Here is a 21,224-nt window from a genome sequence, read left to right as displayed (position 1 = left end):
CTTCTTCCATCTGGGTAAATGGCGACAAAAGGTTTTTCTCGCCAATTTTATGACCAAGTTCTGAATTTCATTGGTGGTTCATACAGGCCATCTGACCATTCGATCAAATCATCGATGGTTTGTGCAGCTAATAATGAACGTTTCGCTTCACTACGTTTGATGCCTAGATCTTCTGGTAATTTCACGATGCCGGCTGCACGCAAGCTATCTAGTGATTCTTTCGTGCTAGTCATTCCAAGAGGTGTAACACCGCCAATTGCTGCAATTGCTGCTTGTCGTTCTTCTTTTGTTTTTGCTTTGTACAAATAAGCAATTCCTTCTTCTGTCACGATATGTGTAGTATCTTCGCTATAAATCATCACTGGTGCATTGGCTAAGCCTGCTTGTTTTTGAACAGCTAGTGCATCTAATTCTTCGACAAAGACTGGTTTTTTATTTGAACCATATGTTTCAACCATTTGAACAACTAATTTTTGGCCTTTCCCTAATGGATCATCATTGTCGCGAAGTGATTGCCATGCTGGTGTAGAATGACGACGACCGCCAGGATTATGTCCCATGTTAGGCGCACCGCCAAAACCAGATAAACGTCCTTTTGTTACGGTAGAAGAGTTTCCTTCGTAATCTAATTGCAAGGTTGAACCGATAAACATATCGATGGCATATTGTCCTGCAGCTTGTGATAATGTTCGGTTACTGCGCATCGTGCCGTCTTTACCGACAAAAAAGACATCTGGGCGAGCAGCAATATATTTTTCCATACCAACTTCGCCACCAAAACTATGGATGCTTTCAACCCAACCTGATTCGATGGCTGGAATCATCGTTGGATGTGGGTTCAATACCCAGTTCTTCGCGATTTTCCCTTTTAACCCTAGTGATTCACCATAAGTTGGCAGTAACAATTCGATAGCTGCTGTATTGAATCCAATACCGTGATTCAAAGATTGTACGCCGTGTTCTGCGTAGATTCCTTTGATTGCCATCATTGCCATTAGAATTTGCAATTCTGTGATGTTTTGAGGATCTCGTGTGAATAAAGCTTCTAATTGATAAGGTTTATCTGCTTTCACGACAACGTCTACCCAGTCACCAGGGATATCTACACGTGGTAAAGAATCGACAACTTCGTTGACTTGAACGATCACGATACCATCTTTGAAAGCTGCAGCTTCGATGATTGTTGGTGTTTCTTCCGTATTGAAACCTGTGTACAAGTTGCCGTCTTTATCTGCTTTATCTGCAGCTACTAAAACAACATTTGGAATCAAATCGATGAATAAGCGTCCATAAAGTTCCAAATAAGTATGGATATCACCTAATTTCATTGTGCCGTCTTCAATCATTTGGGCGACACGCAAGCTTTGTGCACCAGCATAAGAGAAATCGATCTTGCTTGCGATTCCTTTTTCAAAAATATTCAAATGTTCTGGTCGTGAGATACTAGACATGATCAAATGCAGATCATTCACTTTTTCTGCATCTACTTTTTCAAGACTTTCTGAAAGAAAACTTGCTTGTTTTTGATTGTCGCCTTCTAATACAACTTTGTCGCCGGGAGCAATCAGTTTTTCCATTACTTCTACGATTTTTTCAGTTTCTACATACTTGCCATTGAGCAAGTTGCTGATTTTTTCCAATCGCTGCGCTTTTTTTTCGCGTTTAGAAGCCCAGTTGCGGTTTGGTTTTTCCATAATTAGTCATCTCCATTTTTGATATAGAAACGTGGCGTCATCAATACCATGTTGGTCTAGATTGATCGTACGGATCCCTTTATCTACACCAAATTTTGTATGAATCAGCTTTGTCAAAGTATTGCCGGGGGGAAATTCAATCGTCAGATCCATTCCTAATTCTTTTGCCAAGTCCATCATTTGGTTCCACTGCACAGGGAAAGCTAGGTTTTCCAACAAATCTTTACGAATCTCTTCTGCGTCCTGAGTGGCTCTTCCATCCGTATTTTTTATATACAAACATCTAGCATCAGATAGATGGACAGACTGCATATACGGCTTGAATTTCTTGACCGTATCATTCATCAAGAGACAGTGAGATGGCACAGGGACTTTCAGCAGCTTCGCTGTTTGCGCTTGGTGCCGTTTGGCTTCTGCCAACGTAACGGATAAACCTTCGATACTCCCAGATAACGTATGTTGCATCGGACAATTTTCATTTGACAGATAAACTGGATGGTCAGGATCAAATGTTTTTGCTACAATTTCCTCAGCTTCGCTTCTCGTCACACCTACTACTACGCCCATTGCATAACCGCTTGGATAAGCTTCTTTCATTAAGACTGCGCGGTGATAGACTAGTTCCGCTGCATTCTCAAATCTCAAAGATCGACAAGCAACAGCTGCACAAAAAGCACCAATCGAATGTCCTGCTGCAATATCAGGCTGAATACCGTTTTTTTCCATTTCATCTAAATAAAATACTGCTTTTGTCAGTAATGCTAGCTGGATAAAAACCGTATCTTGATAGTTTTCTTCTTTATCAACTAACCGATACCCCGTCACATTTTCTAAACGTTCCATGTACATTTCAGGGATATCCGCTAACATCCCTAACTTCTGACTGCCTTGTCCAGGAAATAAGAAACCTGTACTCATGAGCCTCGCCTCCTCAGCACTTACTTTTTCCACTGCTATCTTAGTCAATTTCTGCTATAATAAAAAATGCCAAAAAAAGAAAAAACCATAACAAAAAGGTATGGATGGGATGGATAATTATGAAATTGCTTCATCTGCAGTATTTTAAAAAAGTATTCGAAACAAAAAATGTTACCCAAGCAGCCAAAGAATTATTTATTTCTCAACCTGCCTTGAGCCGTGCGATCAAACATTTGGAAAACGAATTAGGTGTCCCTTTGTTTTACCATAGCGGCAGAAACATTGAGACGACCGTTTATGCAGAAGAATTTTATCCATATGCAGTCAAGACATTAGACACATTAGAAGAAGGAATCAAATTATTGTCTTCGGTCAATGAGAAGATCGTTACTTCCGTCATATTGTATTTAGAGGTAGCCTCTGTTTCTATTCCGAACTTGGTCCGAATTTTTATGGAAAAGCATCCTGATATCCAATTAACGATCATGCAACATCATTTACCAGATGATATTACCGATCCTGTACTGTACATCACTTCGGAGATGAAGCCTGGCATGACCAATATTCCTATCATGAAAGAACCTGTTTATGTCGCCATTCCTAAGAAACATCCTCTTGCTAAAAAAGAACATCTGCAATTAGAAGATATCCAACGCACCCCCATCTTGATGCTGTCAAAGAGCAACGCCTTCCGTCATACACTGGATGCAGCACTTGAAGCGAAAAGTATCGAATTGACGATCAGTTCGACGACAGATGATCCTGCGACATTACGTTCTATTGTCAAGCAAGGATTAGCTGTTAGCTTTTTCCCAAAAGTTTCTTGGTCTTACGATAAAAATGATCCTTTCGTCTTGCGGGAAATCAAAGATTTGCCCTTGACACGAACAATTTATTTATCTTCTAGCTTCACAGAAGATCATCCTTTGATCAAAATGATTGCAAAAACGATGCGGGAATTTTATTTAGGAAAATAAAAAAAAAAGAGCTGGGACAAAATTCTTGTCGCAGCTCTTTTTTCGAACAAACGGTGTTCCAGAAGTAATTTCTTAGAAAATAAGCCGAAATTTCCCAAAAATTTGAGAAGCAATTTTCGTAAATTCCTTCTTATTTCTTGAAGCTAAACATTTCTGTCACAACCTCTTCTCTATTGTCCTAGACATTCATTGCGTTGATTTAAAACTTCCATCAATCAAATCTGCTAGTTCATCTAGCTTTTCTATTTTACGTAGATCAATAGAGATCCAATGTTCTTTATTCATGTGATAGGCTGGAAAATACCCCTCTTTTCCTCGCAAAATTCCGCCAAGTTCAGGATCGACCTTCAAATCAAGAATATTGATGATCCTATGGTCACTTGCATCATCATAGATTTTTTCTTCTGGAACAGACATCAGGACCCCAAACCATTTTTTGCTTTTTTGATGTCTGAATACGCAATAATCAGGAAATTTTTTAAAAATATATTCTGGAGACAAATTGTATGTTTCATTGATGTGATCGATTAGTTCTTTTTTCGTTAGCATCTGCTTCCATCTCTTTCTTATTGATTCGCTTTATTCAAAGATACCACGTAAGAATAGAAAAATGAATACAAGTAGTTGCTAATCAAATACTTCGATATTTTTCTTTTTTATCAACTCTTAAATGTTCAATCCGCCTGTGTTGGTCTTGCTACCATCTACTATTAAAATGTTTATTATTGTTTGCCCACCTATTTTTTGATTTTAGTGGTATCATTTTTCAAGTTCATGATGAAATTCTTATCATCAGTAAATGCTCCAGAAAAATAAACAATGATTGAAAAATCAGTTGAAACTTGACCACCGTTTATTTTCTCCGTATTCTTAGAATAGAAGGGAGTCTGATTGATGTATTCACTAATGAAAAAAATCATTACCGAAAAAGATATTCGACGTCATGTTTCTTTAGTAGAACAATTGCTGAATCATACAAAGATAACCGTAAATGAATTAGCTGAAATCATAGGGACAACCGAACGAACGATTTTTTCTGACCTTCAATCTATTCGCTCTCAGCTGCCCGAAGGCTGGGACATCATCAGCGATCAAGCAGGAATCAGTTTGCAAAACCAGCAAAATTTATTAACAAATGACCTTTGGGAGATTTTTTTCAAACAATCAGTCAGTGTCGAACTGCTGAAAAATCTGCTTTTTACAAAAAAAGTTGCTGTCCCTGATTTTCTAGCCGACCATGGGCTTTCTTATGGGACATTGAAAAGACATGTGACTAAAATCAATCAGCGTTTAGCAAGTTACGACTTGCAGATCGATTTGACGAAATATACAGCTTGTATTCTTGGAAAAGAGCGTGCGATTCGTACTTTTTATCATCGATTGCTGATTCCTTTCACTCATAACAACTATTTTTTCGAGGATTATTCGATCCATGAATCCCATTATTTTCAATTTTTAAGAAACCTCAGTCAAACTGAACTAGCGGTTGAAACAGAAGAGATTTTCGGAACATGTTGGTTCTTTATCAATACGATCCGTATAAAAGCGAATTGCCGATTAGATTCTTCTATCCATACCAACAGCACACTCTCCTCCCTGTATGACTCTGCATTGAAAAAATTGTATTTAACGGAAGGTATTTATCTTAAAGACACTGAGCTTTCTTTTGCTTCTTTCTGCTTTCTGGAAAGTTGGAATTACAACAATAACTATGGACAAGAAACCGCTCGCTGCCTGCATCATTCTCCATTTTTAGAGGTCCTCGAAACGTTTGTAGAGGAACTAGCTTCAGAGCTGTCTCTTGATCAACTAAAAAAAACATCTCTGACTGATAACTTGGCTCTCCTCATATTAAAATATCATGAATCGCCGATATTGATTGAAGCATTGGACCGTCAATACCATCGTTTTTTAGAAACATATGATCAGCAATATGCACACTTGTATCAACAGAAAGAGAATTTACTGAACGATCTAAAAAAAGAAATAGAAATCAATGAACCAAATTACTTTCTCCAACTCTTGTCTCTACTGATCCAACAAACGATTTTTTCTATCAAACCGAATTTGTTCAATGTCTATTTTATTTTCCAAGGAGAACCTTCATGGAAGGCGTTCTTGCAGCAGGAATTAAAAGATTACTTAGGAAAACGTGTCTGCTTCTTACCTATCGAACTAACCGATCTTTCCACTATTTCTTTTGAAAAAACAGATATCTTGATTTCCAATTTCCCTCTAGATTCTCTAGATATCCCTATTGTATACATTTCTTCTATTCCAACGAAAAATGAGCTCAATCGTTTGACTGAACTCACTTTCAAAACTTTTTTATAGTAACGGCTAGCGACTGTATTCTCTAGCTGTTTTTTCTTTTTTGCGAAACAGTTTGTTCATGATCCCTTTTTCTATTTCTACAACTAAGAATAGAAGAATCACATTTGCTCCAATCAATAACTGTTGTGTCATCGTTAAACTTACTGTACCGATCAGCTGCTGGCCGACTGGTAGAAAAATAACCATCCCTTGCAATAAAGCAAGGATACCTAATGAAAGAAAAAGCGCTTTGTTTTGCAAAAGACCTTGGTTCAATGACGGCTTGGACAACTCTCTGCAATTGATCATGTAAACAGCTTGAGCTAAGACGATATTTTGCAGAAGAATGGTTTGCTGTAAGCTTTGCCCTTCAAACTGCATAGCCAATAAATAGGCAGGAACCATGATCAGTAGGGAGACATAGATGATCCGAAACAAATGATAACCAGATAGGATTCCTTGCTTTGGATCTCTTGGTGGGCGCTTCATGATTTCTGGATCTGGCGACTCGAACCCTAGTGCATAAGATAAAGTGATTGTCGTTACCATATTGACCCATAAAATCTGTACTGGGGACAAAGGTAGCGGGCGATTCAGCATAAGTGCCCAAATCAAGATCAATCCTTGAGCTAATGCAGTTGGCAAGAAGAAATTGATGGTTTTTTGCAAATTATCCAAAATCCGCCGGCCCTCTTTTACGGCTTTTGCAATCGTATGGAAATTATCATCTCCTAAAACCATATCAGCTGCCTGTTTGCTTACTTCACTACCTTTGATTCCCATAGCAATTCCTACATCGGATCTTTTCAAAGCAGGTGCATCATTTACGCCGTCTCCGGTCATTCCGACGATTTCTCCATTTTTCTGCAAAGCTTTAACAATTCGCAGTTTATGTTCTGGTGTCGTTCGAGCAAAGACATCGACTATTGGCACTTGCTGAATCAACTCTTCATCAGACATAAGATCCAAATCGATCCCTTCTAAAACTTTGGCAGTATGTTTTAAGCCAATTTGTTCCGCAATCGCTTTTGCTGTGTCTTTGTGATCCCCTGTAATCATTTTCACTGAGATCCCTGCTTGTTGGCATTCCTTTACAGCTTTGACTGCACTTTCTTTTGGCGGATCGATCAATCCGGCGATCCCTGCAAAAGTTAATTGGGTTAAAGTCTCATGCGTGAGTTCCTGTTTCGAATCTACTTTTTTATAAGCAAATCCTAAAACACGCTGACCTTTTCTCGCAAATTCTGCAGCTGTCTGACTCCATGCTTCTTGTTCTGCAGAAGAAAGAGTTGATTTAGCAAATAATACTTCTGGTGCACCTTTGACGTAAATCACCGCTCCTTTTTCCTCCGCATGCATCGTTGCCATATATTTGTATTCAGAACTGAACGGAATCTTTGCTTCTATTTTTTTCAAAGGTAGATTGGCTGTTTCTGTGTGTCGAATCAGCGCAACTTCTGTCGGATTGCCACTTAAATTTTCTGTTTTCTGTTCTTCTTTTGTTTTTAATTCCTGACAGTTTTTCATAATGGACAACACGCAGGCTTCTTCTTTTGCAGCTACATCCACAACTGTCATTTCATTTTTTGTCAATGTTCCTGTCTTATCTGAACAGATCACTGTCATAGAACCTAATGTTTCTACCGAAGGAAGTCCTTTGATGATCGCCTTTTCTTTTGCCATTTCATGTACTCCAACGGATAGAATCATGGTCAAAACAGCTGGCAATCCTTCGGGTACCATTGACACCACCAAAGCAATCGTAGCCGAAAGAAGGATATGCCAATCCATACCATATCGAAATGTCGTAAAAATAACTAAGAATAGGCTCAAACAAAGAATGCCTTGAAAAATTTGTTTGTTTAATCGGTTGATTTTTTTAATCAGAGGCGTCGTTTGTTGTTCGACCGATTGCAATGCTTGATTGATTTTACCGATTTCTGTCGTGTTTCCTGTTTCTACAACGACACCGACTGCAGAACCAGATTGTACAAGCGTTCCTGAAAAAGCCATATTTTTCTGGTCGCCGATCGATTCTTCTTCTGTCAAAACGGCATGACTTTTTTCAGATGCTTCTGATTCTCCCGTCAAAATCGATTCTTCTACTAATAAATCATGTGCTTCGATTAATCGGATATCTGCTGGAACGACATCTCCGGCACGTAAGACAATGACATCTCCTTTTACCAGTTCTTTCGCAGGGATTTTTTCTTGCATCCCGTTTGATAGTACTATCGCTTCTTGTCCCATCAGCTGCTTCAAACCATTCAATGATTCTTCCGCTTTTCTTTCTTGCCAGTAACTAACGAGTCCATTGACGATCACTACGAATAAAATAATACTTCCTTCAATATATTCACTAGAAGCAAATTTCAAAAAAGAGGCAATGATCAACACGATCATCAGCAGATCAGTAAAATGCTTTGCTATTTTTTTCCATCGTTTTGTCTGCTGCCTTGCTTTTATTTCATTATATCCTTGATCAGTCAGGCGTTTCTGTCGTTCTTCTTGCGACAAGCCTTCTGTTGATGTTTGATAGTTTTTCAATACATCTTCTACCGTCAATCTGTACCAGTTCATCCTATCCCCTCCTGTTTAATTGATACTGTTATTATACGCAGGAAAGTTTTTTCAGGCGTATCGATTATTTCAGGGGGGTCTGAAATAATTCGTTTTGCAAAATGTATCTGGGCCTAACTGATATTTCTATTGCTTATTCTTTTATATACAAAATTTAAGAATACAAACCAGATAACCAATAAAAAAGGAATAAAGCGTGTCGTGCTTTCGAATAACAAGCTGAAAGCAATTGAAGTAAAAAACACCAACAAAGCAAGATCTTTATATCTTTGTGTAGTGTTCCGTTTCTTTTCTTTAATAAATTGAACATGTGCACACAAGATCGAAGACCACACAAATAGAAAACAACTCGTTGTCATGCCTGCCAAAAGCTGAAAAAACAATCGACTATCAGCTACAAAAAAATGTAGACAAAGACCGGCAAAAAATAACATTCCTGTAATTAAAATACCGTGTAAAGGTACGCCTTTCTTAGAAAGCGCACAAAACCAATGGGGCAAACTTTTTTCTTTTGCTGTTTGATATAAAATCCTGCTAGTACTGTAGACTGCACTATTTGCTGAGGACAAAGAAGCAACCAAAATCATTAGATTGACAATTGCTGCTCCGCCTTGGCAATGGATCACTTGCAGCATAGTCACTAAAGGACTTTCTTTTAAATCTAAACAATGCCATGGAACAACAAATAAAATCGACAAAATCGTTCCTATATAGAAAAAGAGAATACGCCAAGGCAGACAGTTGATTGCTTTTTTCAAATTCTTTTGCGGATCACTTGTCTCGCCAACGGTTAAGCCGATCATTTCAATTCCAGCAAAACTGAATAAAACCATAGGAAATGAGACTACCATTCCAGCAAAGCCAAACGGTAGTAATTCATCGATCTGTCCAAAATTTTCTTTGATTCCGATAGACTGGGTATGAAAATCTGAGACACTCAATCCTATACCCAATAAGATAAAAAGGAAAATCCCCAAGATCTTGATGATTGAGAAAAAAGATTCCAATTCACCAAACCACTTGACTGCAACAAGGTTGACTGCCATTAAGATCATTAGTGCGCTACCTCCGCTTATCAAAGCTGGTACATGTACAAACCAGAAATGGATATACAATCCTATTGCTGTTAATTCCGCAAGTCCAGCTCCAAGCCAGCAAAGCCAATAAGTCCAATTGACAAAAAATGCCCACTTTTTGCCTAAATAATAGTCAACGAAATCACTGATAGAGTTAAATGTACTATTTGCTAAAAATAAATCACCCATGGCCCGCATCAAACCATAAATAGCCAAACCGCATATCAAATAAACGAGAATAACAGCTGGCCCTGCTGATGCAATTGCCTTTGCTGAACCTAAAAATAATCCTGTTCCAATTGCGCCACCTAATGCGATTAACTGGATATTTCGATTAGTTAGAGTCCGTTTCATTGCCGGTTTTTCCATCAAGTTCACCTTTTTCTTTTTCAAGCAGCATGGCGACTTCCTGTTCCCAAGAAGGTTTCTTTATTTTTTCAATACAGAGTGGTACTACAAACAAAATGACACTGATGGCTGTGACTGCAATTAGATTGATCCATGTTCCAGCTTTCATCGTCAGTCCGACAGAAAATCCGATTGCCGCAAATAAAACAATAACGACAGTCCAAACTCCAAGATTGCTCTTTTTCTCTTTTTTTCCAATTCTAAATGGTCGATTCAACTTTGCATGTGTATAACGCAATCTCAAAACTGCGATCCCCATGATGACATAGACGATACAGTAGATAACAGTAGTTGAATTTACGAGCATCAAAAATGCTTGATTGACGCCAGGAATCAGCAAATAAAAAAGTGCAAAGATTGAGATAATGACAGACTGAGTCAAAATAACGGATTTGGATACGTCAAATTGATTCGTCTTCCAAAAATTGAATTTTGGTGGATACGCACCTTTTCTAGCACTTTCTGTCACTGTCTTTGCTGGTCCTGAGGCCCAAGCAGATAATTGGACTGCTACACCAATGAAGACAAGTAAACTAAACAGATTCACAATAAGATGTGGCAAACCAAGAATTTGGCAATAAATCGAAATAGATTGCGCGATATTATTCAATTCCATTTGTCCTTTTGGTACGACATTTGCTACAACTAAAGCATTCAAAATATTGACGAAAAATATAAAAATTAACGCGGCAAATACTCCGCGAATATACGTTTTAACTGGATTTTCCAATCGAGTGATATACACAGAGGACATTTCGATACCAGTAAAAATAAACATGATCGGCGCAAAATAAACAAATGAGGATGCAGTCGTAGTATCTGGTATTAATTTGTCCCATGAAAAACTGCCTAATGTTCCGGTTGGTACGATCCCAACTTTGATCCACGCAGCAAACCCTAATAAGAGCATCATCGTCAAAGGCACGTACAATCCTAACCAAACACCGACTTTTCCGCCGATTTTTGCCATATCAAATTTCAAATTCAAAAAAGTGATGATCCAATAAACGACTAAAATGACAACTAATGTAAATTTGCTGTTCAAACCAAGCGGCACATTATCGATAATATTACCAAACAACGGAGCGAGTGCTGAAGCGACCATCACCATCCCAGGAAACATTTGGACCCATAACAGCCATGAGACAACGAACCCCCATTTTTTTCCTAGAGCATTCGATACCCAAAGTTCTGGACCACCTTTTTGGGGAAACATTCCAGCAAATTCACCAGAGATCAATGAGATTGGAAAAGCGTACAATAATACTGCAACCAGCATGTAAAAAATCATCGTCCAGCTCGTTGCTGCTACATCTGGAATATTTCGTACACTTGCTACAAGGGCGCAGGTCATTCCGATAAAGGTCATGGTCGTGATTTGCTTTGATGAACCAGTATCTTTCATCTTTATTCCTTCTTTCAATAGCGACATATGTTTTTGTTTTCTTTTATTTTTGTTCAAGAACAGAAATGACAAGGTTTCATCGATTCAGTACAAAACCCAGTATCACCGAAACATCCATTGAACGATCTTAGTGAACTGGGTTTGATACATGAAACGAACGATCCAACTTATAGAACGTTTTATAAAAAAGAATATCTTGGCGAGGAATATATGAAAAACAGGGGGAAATACAATTGTTTTGATGAAGCAAATAATTGTCTGTTCTCCATATGTCTCTTGTTATTCTTTCACACAAAAATCAGTTCTATTGGATGATTTCGTTTAGTTTCTTTTCCATTGCTTTGGCGATTTTTTTTGTATAAAAATTGAAAATTCGATCATCATTCAAATAAGGAGTCATGATAGCCGCACGTAGCAGAGTGATTTTCTGTTCTTTTTTCCATTCTTCTTTCGTTAGACCCATTCTTTCAACAAAACGAATTGGAGAATCACCGTAATCTTCTTGTGTAAATGTAGTATGAGAAGTAATAAACCGTTCACCATAAACATCGCCATCCATATAAGAAGACCGATCGAACATTTTTTCATTTAATTCATTGATAGCGTTCAAATCTGTACAGCCTTGTTCTTTGAATACCCAATTGACCATATTAAAATCAGGATGATTCAATGGATAGACTTCGATTGTTTTTCCTTTAACAGTAAAAGTCAGATGATCGAGAAATTCTCTGAATCTTTGAGCTGCCTCGATTGAAGCCCCAATCAATTGACCATATCCGGTCACATTCAATGGCAATACACGATGTGCTGTCCAGACTGCGGCGGCGGTTGCTCCAGCTTTTGATCCTTCCAAAATATAAGCTCCTAACATATCTGGAGCCTTTACTGATTTTTCAAACACATATGGCGCGAAATAAGAAATGATATTTCTCATATTTTTATGTTTGATTACGATTCCTCCAGCAGCATAAGGGACATAGCCCATCTTATGAGGATCTATCGTGACAGAATCCGCTTCTGAAATAGCTCTGAACCCTTCATATACCTCTTTGTCAATCGTTACGCAGTGGTGGAAAACATGATGTTCTTCAAAGAATTCAGCTAAGGAAGCATACGGCACAAATTCTCCTGCTTCGTTTAGAAACAGTGAACGCGCATAGCCGCCATATGCGGCATCAACATGTAAATAGAAATAGATCCCTTCATCTTTTAACCTTTCTCTTAATTGGACGATTTTATCTACACTGTCTACTTGACCTTCTTCTGTCGTTCCTACGACAGCAACCACACCTAGAATTGGGATTTTTTGTCCAGCTAATTCACGAATTGTTTTTTCCAAAGCATTAATATCCATTCGATAATCCTCTTGAACTGGGATAGCAACCATCTGATCTAAGCCGACTCCGCAAATATCTAACGCCTTCATCCAAGAATAGTGTTTTGTTTGAGGGACCAGCCATTTCCCTAATCTTTGGATATTTTTTCCGCTACGGGAAGAAGCTGCTTTGACCTCATCCATTTCTTCGTCCGTAAAGCTTTCGGTCATTTCCAAAATTTCTTCAACAGATAAATTCAAAAGTTCCCACTCAGACATTTTTTTCACTTTTTCAGGCAGCACTTCCTTGACAGCTAAAGGAATCGATTTGATGCAACGGGCGTACCATAATCCTTCAAGATTAGCAATAGAACCATCTGCTGCAATGTGTCCCCATCCGTCTGTCATATTGAATAATGAAGCAAAATCCTGTCCTACTTCTGCTTCCATTTGCGAAGTTGCCATAGAAGATTCCAATGCAACATTATTTGGGTTCCACAGCATCGCATAGTTGTAAGCTAATAAAGCAGGCATCAATGTTTCAGCATTCATTTGTCCCCAGTAACGGCCTGCTGAATGCCATGGGATCGATCCTGCGCGTAATCGCTGACTGACTTCATCCAAGACCTCTATCATATGGTCGCGGGTGGCTAGATAATCTGGAGTGAGCTTATCTCCTTCGCTAATTGCAGGCATATCTGAAGGAATATAATTTTCTCTCCATCCAAGATGTTCATCTACCATCTTGTTCAACAACATTTTATAAACTGGTCCATTTTCAGCTTTGTCGCCTATAAAGACGGCCTTGATATCCATATCTTTCATTTTTCTTCCCTCCATATTTTGTTGGTCAATGTCTTGCAGATACATGTGTTTATCTGTAACACCTCTTCACTATAGCGCCAAAAATGAGAAATTTTTTTTTATAACATCAAATCCACGTAGATTTTTACAAACAAAAATAAATAAAGTCGGATTTTTCTGATAATTCAACGCAAAAAAGCGAACAATTTTTCAATAAATCAGTCTTCTAAAATAGATAACCTAAAAAAAGCGAACAAACAAATAAAATGACTGTCCTTCATTCACTAAACATATTTTTATTTTTTTATATTGTTAAAAATTCACAATTTATTTTTTAATAGAATTATCTGTTTTCCAAATTTTATAACATAAAAAACCTTTTTTAACGGCATTTATATGCTTTTTCAGAAATTAACTGATGATTTCAAAAAGAAAACATGTCATAATATTTCCCATATTGTGCAAAAAAATATAAGGCGGAGGCTCTACTATGATTGAAGAATATATTGAGAAAAATATTTTAAGACAGCTGTTTTTATGTGGGCAATTCTATGTAAATAAAGAAGTCAATCTAGAAAAGCTCTCCAATCTCCTGCATGTTTGCAAAACCACTTTACTCAATGATATCAATAACATAAAAAAAGAATTTGAAGAACAGATCGCTTATACACATCGGGAAAAGGACCGTTACACTTTATATTTTTCAGAACATATACCTCGATGCAAGATCATGCAGCAATTGTCTCAAAATTCGTTGTTTTTAAAAACTTGTCTGCTTTATTTGGAAGAAGATGAACCTGATTATCTTCAATTAACTGAATGTGAATTCATCTCTGTCAGCAAAGCTTATTCATTAAAAAAACAAGTATTAGCTTATTTTAATGACTGCGGGATCGAAATCGACCGCTACTCCCCTCGATTCACTGAAATGGAAAGACGTCTGCTGCTTCTTAATGTGTCGTATCGTTTAGGCGGTTTTAATTCTTGGGAGCTACCTGAATCGTTTTTTGAACGTGCCGATCGTTTCATTGAATCCGTAACGGAAAATAGTGGCAGATTTTATGATAAAGAAAATAAAGAAATCTTATCGATTGGTTTTGCTATCAGTTTCCTACGCCAGCAAGTGTGTGCTGTGACAATAGATTCAAAATTTATCGAAGAAATCAAAAAACGTCCTATTTACAATTATGTCGAATCAGCATGGGAAAACACTGATTTCCAAACCTATTATAAAAAAGAAGAATTCGCCTTTATTTTGACACTATTCAATCTTTGTAATTATGGTTTCCATTCTTATCAGTTGATTGCGGAAGACTTTCAACAGCTACACCAAGTGTTTATTGACAATACTCCCGAAATAAAAGAACTAGTTGCTACCTTTGAATCTCACTTCAATCAAGAATTATTCGGAAACCAACCGTTCGAACGTGCGCTGATTCATCTGATGCGTTCGGCTTGGGATAACTATCAATTATTCATGCCAGAAAAATTTTATCTTTTAAATGAGGAACAGACAAATTTATATAAAGAAGTCCAGACAATTTTTTCCAGCTGGTCCAGCCAGTTACCTTATGATCTACGGTTGAATCCTAATTGCATGCGGGCTTTTGTGATCGAATTGAGCGGAATTCTCCGTCTGACAAAAGAACATCTGACTATCTATATCGTCACAAATTCGGATGTTCATTATCTGATTTATCGGGAAGCCTTGGAAGCTGTAACTACTTTCGATTTTCAAGTTGCACCAACAATTTATTCAAGTATATCTGATATAAAGAAGTATGCGCAGCAGTCCTCAAACCGGGTATTATGTGAACGTACATTATATACACCAGATGCGGTCCAATATGAAAATATTATTCCTATTTCGATCAATACGATCGATCGAGCTATCATTTCAGCTGTGCAAAACAAATAAGGGGCTGTGACAAAAATCATGTCACAGCCTCTTATTTGTTGAAGATGCCCATTTCTGTAACAATCTCTTGATACACGTCAGGCTCACAACCTCACTTATTTTGGACATCTAGGGGTCCGATCTCTTTATTTAAAAAATAAGAAATGATGGTTCGGATAACTACCAACGCCGCTAGTTGGAAAATATCCTGCAAGGTAGGTTTGATAATCGATTCGATGATCCCAGCTGAAACAAGAATTTCCAAACTTAGAAGTATATAGCCTCCCAACATCTTTTTAATAGCATTGTTCTCGCTGACTCGGTCGCTTTGCACTTTTGTATGGACAAATAAATATTTCAAAAAATCCTTGATTGATAGACAAACACCCCAAACCAATAAACAGATAGCAAAGATATCAAGTCCCAGTACAAGTTTTTCGAAATATGGAAGAAGAAACTGCATCAACTCTGTCGTCATCCTACCTCTCCTCTTCTTTGTTTTTCTTTGTCTTCTATTTCCTGATTCAAGAAATAAGAAATGACTGTTCGAATGATAATAATAAGTGCAAGCTTCAAAATATCTGTCCAAGTCGGCTTGATAACTGACTCGATGATATCAGCAACGACTAGTACTTCCAAGCTTAACAAAATATAACTTGCTAGCAGTTTTCTTGTATCTGCATTACGAGTATTACGTTCTGCATAGTTTTTCTTGACATGAGACCAATCAAAAAGTTTGAATAGAACAAGAACGATCCCGACAATTAAGATACCGATAGAACAAATATTTAAAATAGCAATGATCCATTCTAGAAATTCAATTAAATTTGAGCGAAACATATACGCTACCTACTTTCTTTTAATTTGTTCCTATTCTTTTATTGTAAAAGAAAGTTACCTTGTTCGTCTATTTAAAAGTTGTTCTAATGATAACGGTTCGCTTAAATTTTTCTTTTTCACTCTCCCATTTTTCTCCCTCCATCCATAAATCGTGGAAGTATCCAAAACAACGTAGCAAGTTAAAATAAGGCTTAGTCCGTCATCAGCTTTTCAAAGAAGCACTGTCTCGGTGCTTTTTTTGTACCCAAATTTCTAAAAATAGAACCATACACCTCCTCAAATCTTTTCTTCTTACCTACCCTATTTTTATTTACAGGAAAATCAGACACTTCTTCTTTTTTGTCAAAATTTCCTTTTTCTTCTCGTCCTATCATTTGGCATTCTAATAAAAACGAACTATCCTTGGATATAGAAAGAGAAAACAAGGAGGCGTTTTTCATGAGTAAAAAATTAATCAAAGTCGGCATCGGTTTAGGTTTGCTTGCCCTTGGCGCTGCATATCTAGGAAAAAAGACAGGACTATTCGAAGATGACAGTCATTTATATGATGAATTCGAATCAATCTAGCATCCTATTTAGTTGAATCACTACGGACATACTTGGAAGACATTGGAGGAATCACAATGAGAAAAAGTAAAGCAATAATGATTGGTGCCGGTATTGCCAATATGGCAGCGGCTGTTTATTTGATTCAAGAAGGCAAATGGAAAGGGGATCAGATCACCTTTTATTCATTGGATGATCACGGTTCAAATGATGGTGCACCGACCGACACTGTAGTGGATGAATATTGGAATAAAAACCATCCATTAGAAAACCAAAAAGGCTATATTGCTCGAGGCGGTCGCATGCTTAATTACCGTACCTATGTAGATTTGATGGATCTGTTAAGTCGAATACCTTCTGTTACTGAGCCAGGGATGACTGCTGAAGAAGATACGAGAGATTTTGATGCAAAACACCGAACCTTTGACAAAGCACGTTTGATGGAAGGTGGCAAAGGAATCATTGATGGCGGAAAACTGGGATTCAATAATAAAGACCGTATTCTTCTGACTAAACTGATTGCTATGCCTGATTCAGAAGAAGAAAAACTAGACAATATCACTATCGAAGAATATTTCAAAGATGATCCACACTTTTTTGAAACAAACTTCTGGTTTATGTGGGAAACAACATTTGCTTTCAGAACACGTAGTTCTGCTCAAGAATTGCGTCGCTATATGCATCAAATGATTTATGAATTCACTCAAATCGAACATCTAGTGGGCGTCAATCGAACACGTTACAATCAATACGAAAGTATTATGCTTCCTTTGATCGAGTACTTGAAAGAACAAGGATGCAAAATCATTTTGAACCGCCGTGTCACTGACTGGGAATTCAAAGAAACACCGATGCAAGATGAAATCACTGTGACTGGTTTGAAAATTACCAATACACTGACTCAAGAAGAAGAATACGTTGTGGTCGATGAAGATACAGCAGTTATTTTCACTAATGGGTCCATTACAGATTCAGCTACTTTAGGAGATTACGAAACACCAGCTGTAGAAAATATGGATTATGGTGCAGCTTCTAGTCTCTGGAAAAAAGCCAGTGAACGTTTCTACAACTTGGGAAATCCTGACAAATTCTTTGCTGATCGAGATGCAAGCGAATGGGTCAGCTTTACCCTGACGACGAAAAACCATTTGTTGTTGAATGAAATCACCCGTATCACGACTCAAGAACCAGGAAATGCCTTGAATTCATTTATTTCAACCACACCGATCACGCCGTTAGGCCAAAAAGATGTCAATATGTCTATCGTCGTGCATCATCAACCGCATTTTACGTCTCAGAAACCAAATGAAACAGTTATTTGGGGTTATTTCCTTTATCCAAGACGACGTGGCGAATTTGTGGATAAACAGTATATTAAAATGAATGGAAAAGAAATGCTAGAAGAACTGATTGGACAACTTTCAAAAGTAGATCCTGGACCAGTGAATATTCGTGAAAAAGAAACAGAAATTTTCGACAGCGTAATAAATAATATCCCTGTCTATATGCCTTATGCTTCCGCGTTGTTCAATAATCGTGCCAAAAGCGATCGACCAAAAGTCATTCCTAAACATTCGACCAATCTGGCCTTTACAGGAGAATTTGTCGAGCAGCCTTATCAGATGATCTTTACTGAACAAAGTGCTGTACGTTCTGGAGAAATCGCTGCTTTCCATTTTGCGGGTATTCCTATGTCCCGTCTTGTCAAAACACCGCGTTACGACAAAGATATTCCTACTCTAGCTCGTGCCGCAAAAAAAATGTTTGAATAATCAAGAGGTTGTGAAAAAGCTGCCCTGCATCAAGTAATAAGAACAACCAGGCTAAAACAGCTTCTTATGTTTTTGATTTGGTTGGACTTATTACCGCAGATGCAAGCTTTTGAACACCGTTTACCAAGAGGTTATGAAAAAGCTGCCCTGCATCAAGTAATAAGAGCAGCCAAGCTAAAACAGCTTCTTATGTTTTTGACTTGGTTAGACTTATTACCGCAGATGCAAGCTTTTGAACACCGTTTACCAAGAGGTTATGAAAAAGGCGTTTAGTTTCGAGTATGAAGAAAAATTTTGTGAAAATGGTTCCTCACGTTTTTGCATAAATTTGACTTAATACCGAGAAACTGATCCCTTCTGTCATAACCTCTTTTTATTTATGTCTGTTTCTTTTTGAAAACAACTATTTTTTCAACGTTTACTCTCTTGCCAATCCAACATCATCTAACGGATACAACTATTTCAATGATTACCATTACACTAAAAAATCGGAAACACACCTCTCCGAACACAAATACATAAGACTATAGAATGTTTCATTTAAGAAAAAAAGCGTTTCATTATCAAAAAGGTAAGATCTCCTTTAAAATGAAATTATCTGTAGTACTAATAATGCAGACAATTTTATGAATCTGAAAGGAGCATCTCCAATGAAAGCAGTCACTTGGCAAGGAAAACAGAAAATGGAAATCAGAAACGTAGATGATCCAAAAATATTAGAACCAACAGATGCAATCATCCGTATCACAGCAACAGCCATTTGCGGCTCCGATCTGCATCTTTACCATCATGGTGAAGCAGTTTTGGAAAAAGGGTATGTTGTAGGACACGAACCAATGGGAATCGTTGAAGAAGTGGGATCTCAAGTTCAAACATTGAAAAAAGGGCAACGTGTGGTTATCCCTTTTAATATTAGTTGTGGTCATTGTCATTTCTGCCTGAATCACATGGAAAGCCAATGTGATGAATCAAATCCAGATCAGTTATATGGCGGGCTTTTCGGATTTGGCAAGTTGAACGGTAATCATTGGGGTGGTCAAGCGGAATATCTAAGAGTTCCTTATGCAGACTCTACTTCATTTGTTGTACCAGATAATGATCTTCCTGATGAAAAAGTTTTATTTCTATCAGATATTTTGCCCACAGCTTATTGGAGCGTTGAAAACGCAGGAGTAAAAAAAGGCGATACAGTTGTGATTCTAGGTTCTGGTCCAGTCGGTCTATTCGCTCAAAAATTCGCTGTTATGGCTGGAGCAGAGCGCGTAATCGCAGTAGATCCAGTACAGCACCGTCTAGATAAAGCGGCTAATTACAATGGGGTTGAAACTTATTTCTTAGAAGACACGGCACAAGCTGGAACAGAATTGTATGAACTGGCTAAAGGTGGCGCAGATGTCATTATCGATTGTGTAGGAATGGACGGATTAGAGCCTGTCAAAGAAAAAGCGAAAAATTTAGTAAGCTTACAAAGCGGCACAATCTCTCCATTACAGATGGCATCGCAAGCTGTCAAAAAATTTGGAACAGTCCAAGTAACTGGTGTTTATATGACTCCAGCTTCTTCTTACCCGCTACAAGAATTTTTTATGCGGGATATCGCTGTCAAGCATGGACAGGCACCAATTATCCATCTAATGCCAAAAATTTACGCAATGATTGCAGAAGGACTATTCGATCCTACACAAATCATTACTCATTCGCTGCCACTATCAGAAGCAGCACAAGCATATGAGATCTTTGACAAAAAAGAAGATAAAAATATAAAAGTTGTTTTGAAACCTTGAATTCAGTAAAAAATACAGGTGATTTTCTTTATGCCCAAAATCAAACGAAATACCCATGAGATCGAAATAGGAAAAGAAGAAGATATCGAAATACGAGGACGTCGCTTCCGCTTCTATTTCCAAAATCGTTACACATTGATCTCACTGGCTGTCGATTTATTAACCGGGATTTTCTATATTTTTGGAAGCCTTGCTTCCTTAACTAAAATCCCCGATCGATATGGCACCTATTTTTATTTGGCTGGTGCTATTTTCTTGACGATTCGTCCTATTCTCAGAATCGTAAGGAACATTTTTATTTACGACGAAAAAAAAGCAATGAAGAGAACAAGCAAAAAAAAAGAGGCATGAGAATTTTTCAAATCTCATGCCTCTTTTTTCACCCTATCGTATCACTTTGATACAGACGAGCGGTCGTCCCACTTTCTTCCTTGACCATTGTCAAAAATGTCCACTCGTATCGTTCATAAAACGTGGTATGATCTGTAATTAAGTAAAGTTTTTCGTACCCAAGTTGATGCATTTCTTTTCTGATTTCCGCTAATATCCGCTTGGCTATCCCCTGCTTACGCTTTTCCGGTTCAACAAACAGGGCACAAAGATTTGGTGTCAGATCAGGGCGGTTATGGAAGTCGTTTTCAATGACGCCCGCTCCTCCGACGATGGTTTCTTTTTCATCTAAGACCACATACCATTGAGGAATACTTTCCTTATTAGCGATTCCAGTACGAATACTTTCCTCATACACAACAGCAGGAACTCCCCATTTTGATGAAAACCAATTCGCGCTTTGTTTTACTAATTCTGGGTGTTCTCTTAATTTGATCCAGTTATATGTAACCAATGTTTAAACCTCCGACTAAAATAAAACGTTTACAAAAATTATACAAATCTT

General features: G+C 37.7%; 20 protein-coding genes. 8 read left to right on the top strand and 12 right to left on the bottom strand.

All coding sequences use genetic code 11. The features are described 5' to 3' along the window. Nucleotides 1-47: 47 nt before the first annotated feature. Complete coding sequence (mdcA, locus tag PYW34_RS01470) at nt 48-1,694, bottom strand: malonate decarboxylase subunit alpha (protein WP_002287549.1); 1,647 nt, start codon at nt 1,692-1,694, stop codon at nt 48-50. A gap of 6 nt (nt 1,695-1,700) precedes the next feature. Continuing rightward, the gene (locus PYW34_RS01465) at nt 1,701-2,612 is read right to left on the bottom strand and encodes an ACP S-malonyltransferase (RefSeq protein ID WP_002287550.1); all 912 of its coding nucleotides are present in this window, start codon (nt 2,610-2,612) and stop codon (nt 1,701-1,703) included. Between the two features lie 119 nt (nt 2,613-2,731). Here PYW34_RS01465 and PYW34_RS01460 point away from each other — a divergent pair, with 119 nt between their 5' ends. Next, nucleotides 2,732-3,589: a LysR family transcriptional regulator gene (locus PYW34_RS01460; protein WP_002287551.1), complete on the top strand. Its 858-nt coding sequence runs from the start codon at nt 2,732-2,734 to the stop codon at nt 3,587-3,589. Between the two features lie 186 nt (nt 3,590-3,775). On the opposite strand, the gene PYW34_RS01455 is transcribed toward PYW34_RS01460, so the two are convergent. Continuing rightward, complete coding sequence (locus PYW34_RS01455; protein WP_002287552.1) at nt 3,776-4,138, bottom strand: MmcQ/YjbR family DNA-binding protein; 363 nt, start codon at nt 4,136-4,138, stop codon at nt 3,776-3,778. A gap of 188 nt (nt 4,139-4,326) precedes the next feature. Continuing rightward, nucleotides 4,327-4,509 (bottom strand): hypothetical protein, encoded by a 183-nt coding sequence (locus tag PYW34_RS13035; protein WP_002294711.1) that lies wholly within the window; start codon nt 4,507-4,509, stop codon nt 4,327-4,329. Between PYW34_RS13035 and PYW34_RS01450 the strand changes: the two genes are divergently transcribed. Continuing rightward, the gene (locus PYW34_RS01450) at nt 4,484-5,923 is read left to right on the top strand and encodes a helix-turn-helix domain-containing protein (protein WP_002287554.1); all 1,440 of its coding nucleotides are present in this window, start codon (nt 4,484-4,486) and stop codon (nt 5,921-5,923) included. The two genes, PYW34_RS13035 and PYW34_RS01450, sit on opposite strands and share 26 nt — an antisense overlap. Nucleotides 5,924-5,929: 6 nt before the next feature. Here the strand turns inward: PYW34_RS01450 and PYW34_RS01445 are convergent, their stop codons facing one another. From PYW34_RS01445 to tdc, 4 genes are all read right to left on the bottom strand, one after another. Then, the gene (locus PYW34_RS01445) at nt 5,930-8,482 is read right to left on the bottom strand and encodes an HAD-IC family P-type ATPase (protein WP_002321255.1); all 2,553 of its coding nucleotides are present in this window, start codon (nt 8,480-8,482) and stop codon (nt 5,930-5,932) included. 113 nt (nt 8,483-8,595) lie between these two features. Then, the gene (locus PYW34_RS01440) at nt 8,596-9,927 is read right to left on the bottom strand and encodes an amino acid permease (RefSeq protein ID WP_002287558.1); all 1,332 of its coding nucleotides are present in this window, start codon (nt 9,925-9,927) and stop codon (nt 8,596-8,598) included. Beyond that, on the bottom strand, nt 9,893-11,371 hold the full coding sequence (locus PYW34_RS01435) for an amino acid permease (protein WP_002287560.1): 1,479 nt from the start codon (nt 11,369-11,371) through the stop codon (nt 9,893-9,895). The genes PYW34_RS01440 and PYW34_RS01435 overlap by 35 nt, the downstream gene beginning before the upstream one ends. Nucleotides 11,372-11,675: 304 nt before the next feature. After that, on the bottom strand, nt 11,676-13,511 hold the full coding sequence (tdc, locus tag PYW34_RS01430; RefSeq protein WP_002287561.1) for a tyrosine decarboxylase: 1,836 nt from the start codon (nt 13,509-13,511) through the stop codon (nt 11,676-11,678). Nucleotides 13,512-13,980: 469 nt separating this feature from the next. Between tdc and PYW34_RS01425 the strand changes: the two genes are divergently transcribed. Then, nucleotides 13,981-15,408 (top strand): helix-turn-helix domain-containing protein, encoded by a 1,428-nt coding sequence (locus tag PYW34_RS01425; protein WP_002287562.1) that lies wholly within the window; start codon nt 13,981-13,983, stop codon nt 15,406-15,408. Between the two features lie 91 nt (nt 15,409-15,499). Here the strand turns inward: PYW34_RS01425 and PYW34_RS01420 are convergent, their stop codons facing one another. The 3 genes from PYW34_RS01420 to PYW34_RS01410 all read right to left on the bottom strand — a co-directional run bounded on the left by PYW34_RS01420 (nt 15,500) and on the right by PYW34_RS01410 (nt 16,667). Further along, nucleotides 15,500-15,865 (bottom strand): DUF1622 domain-containing protein, encoded by a 366-nt coding sequence (locus PYW34_RS01420; RefSeq protein ID WP_002294718.1) that lies wholly within the window; start codon nt 15,863-15,865, stop codon nt 15,500-15,502. Beyond that, nucleotides 15,862-16,227, bottom strand: a complete 366-nt coding sequence (locus PYW34_RS01415; protein WP_002287567.1) for a DUF1622 domain-containing protein — start codon at nt 16,225-16,227, stop codon at nt 15,862-15,864. Before PYW34_RS01415 ends, PYW34_RS01420 begins: the two co-directional genes overlap by 4 nt. A 191-nt stretch (nt 16,228-16,418) precedes the next feature. Then, entirely contained in the window at nt 16,419-16,667 is a 249-nt protein-coding gene (locus PYW34_RS01410; protein ID WP_002321251.1) for a hypothetical protein, read from the bottom strand. Between PYW34_RS01410 and PYW34_RS01405 the strand changes: the two genes are divergently transcribed. From PYW34_RS01405 to PYW34_RS01385, 5 genes are all read left to right on the top strand, one after another. Next, a complete protein-coding gene (locus PYW34_RS01405; protein ID WP_002287569.1) occupies nt 16,666-16,794 on the top strand; it encodes a hypothetical protein in 129 nt (42 codons plus the stop codon). The genes PYW34_RS01410 and PYW34_RS01405 overlap by 2 nt on opposite strands. A gap of 56 nt (nt 16,795-16,850) precedes the next feature. Beyond that, the gene (locus PYW34_RS01400; RefSeq protein WP_002287570.1) at nt 16,851-18,545 is read left to right on the top strand and encodes an oleate hydratase; all 1,695 of its coding nucleotides are present in this window, start codon (nt 16,851-16,853) and stop codon (nt 18,543-18,545) included. Nucleotides 18,546-18,644: 99 nt separating this feature from the next. Continuing rightward, the gene (locus tag PYW34_RS01395; protein WP_015370987.1) at nt 18,645-18,818 is read left to right on the top strand and encodes a hypothetical protein; all 174 of its coding nucleotides are present in this window, start codon (nt 18,645-18,647) and stop codon (nt 18,816-18,818) included. A gap of 377 nt (nt 18,819-19,195) precedes the next feature. Then, on the top strand, nt 19,196-20,329 hold the full coding sequence (locus PYW34_RS01390) for an alcohol dehydrogenase catalytic domain-containing protein (protein ID WP_002287572.1): 1,134 nt from the start codon (nt 19,196-19,198) through the stop codon (nt 20,327-20,329). 30 nt (nt 20,330-20,359) lie between these two features. Next, on the top strand, nt 20,360-20,680 hold the full coding sequence (locus tag PYW34_RS01385; protein WP_002287574.1) for a YrhK family protein: 321 nt from the start codon (nt 20,360-20,362) through the stop codon (nt 20,678-20,680). A gap of 28 nt (nt 20,681-20,708) precedes the next feature. Here the strand turns inward: PYW34_RS01385 and PYW34_RS01380 are convergent, their stop codons facing one another. Beyond that, complete coding sequence (locus tag PYW34_RS01380) at nt 20,709-21,173, bottom strand: GNAT family N-acetyltransferase (protein ID WP_002287575.1); 465 nt, start codon at nt 21,171-21,173, stop codon at nt 20,709-20,711. Nucleotides 21,174-21,224 lie beyond the last annotated feature (51 nt).

The organism is Enterococcus faecium (genome assembly GCF_029023785.1).
GTDB classification, from domain to species: Bacteria; Bacillota; Bacilli; order Lactobacillales; family Enterococcaceae; genus Enterococcus_B; species Enterococcus_B faecium.
Note: the sequence above shows the minus strand (reverse complement) of the source record. Positions and strands in the feature narration are given on the sequence as shown.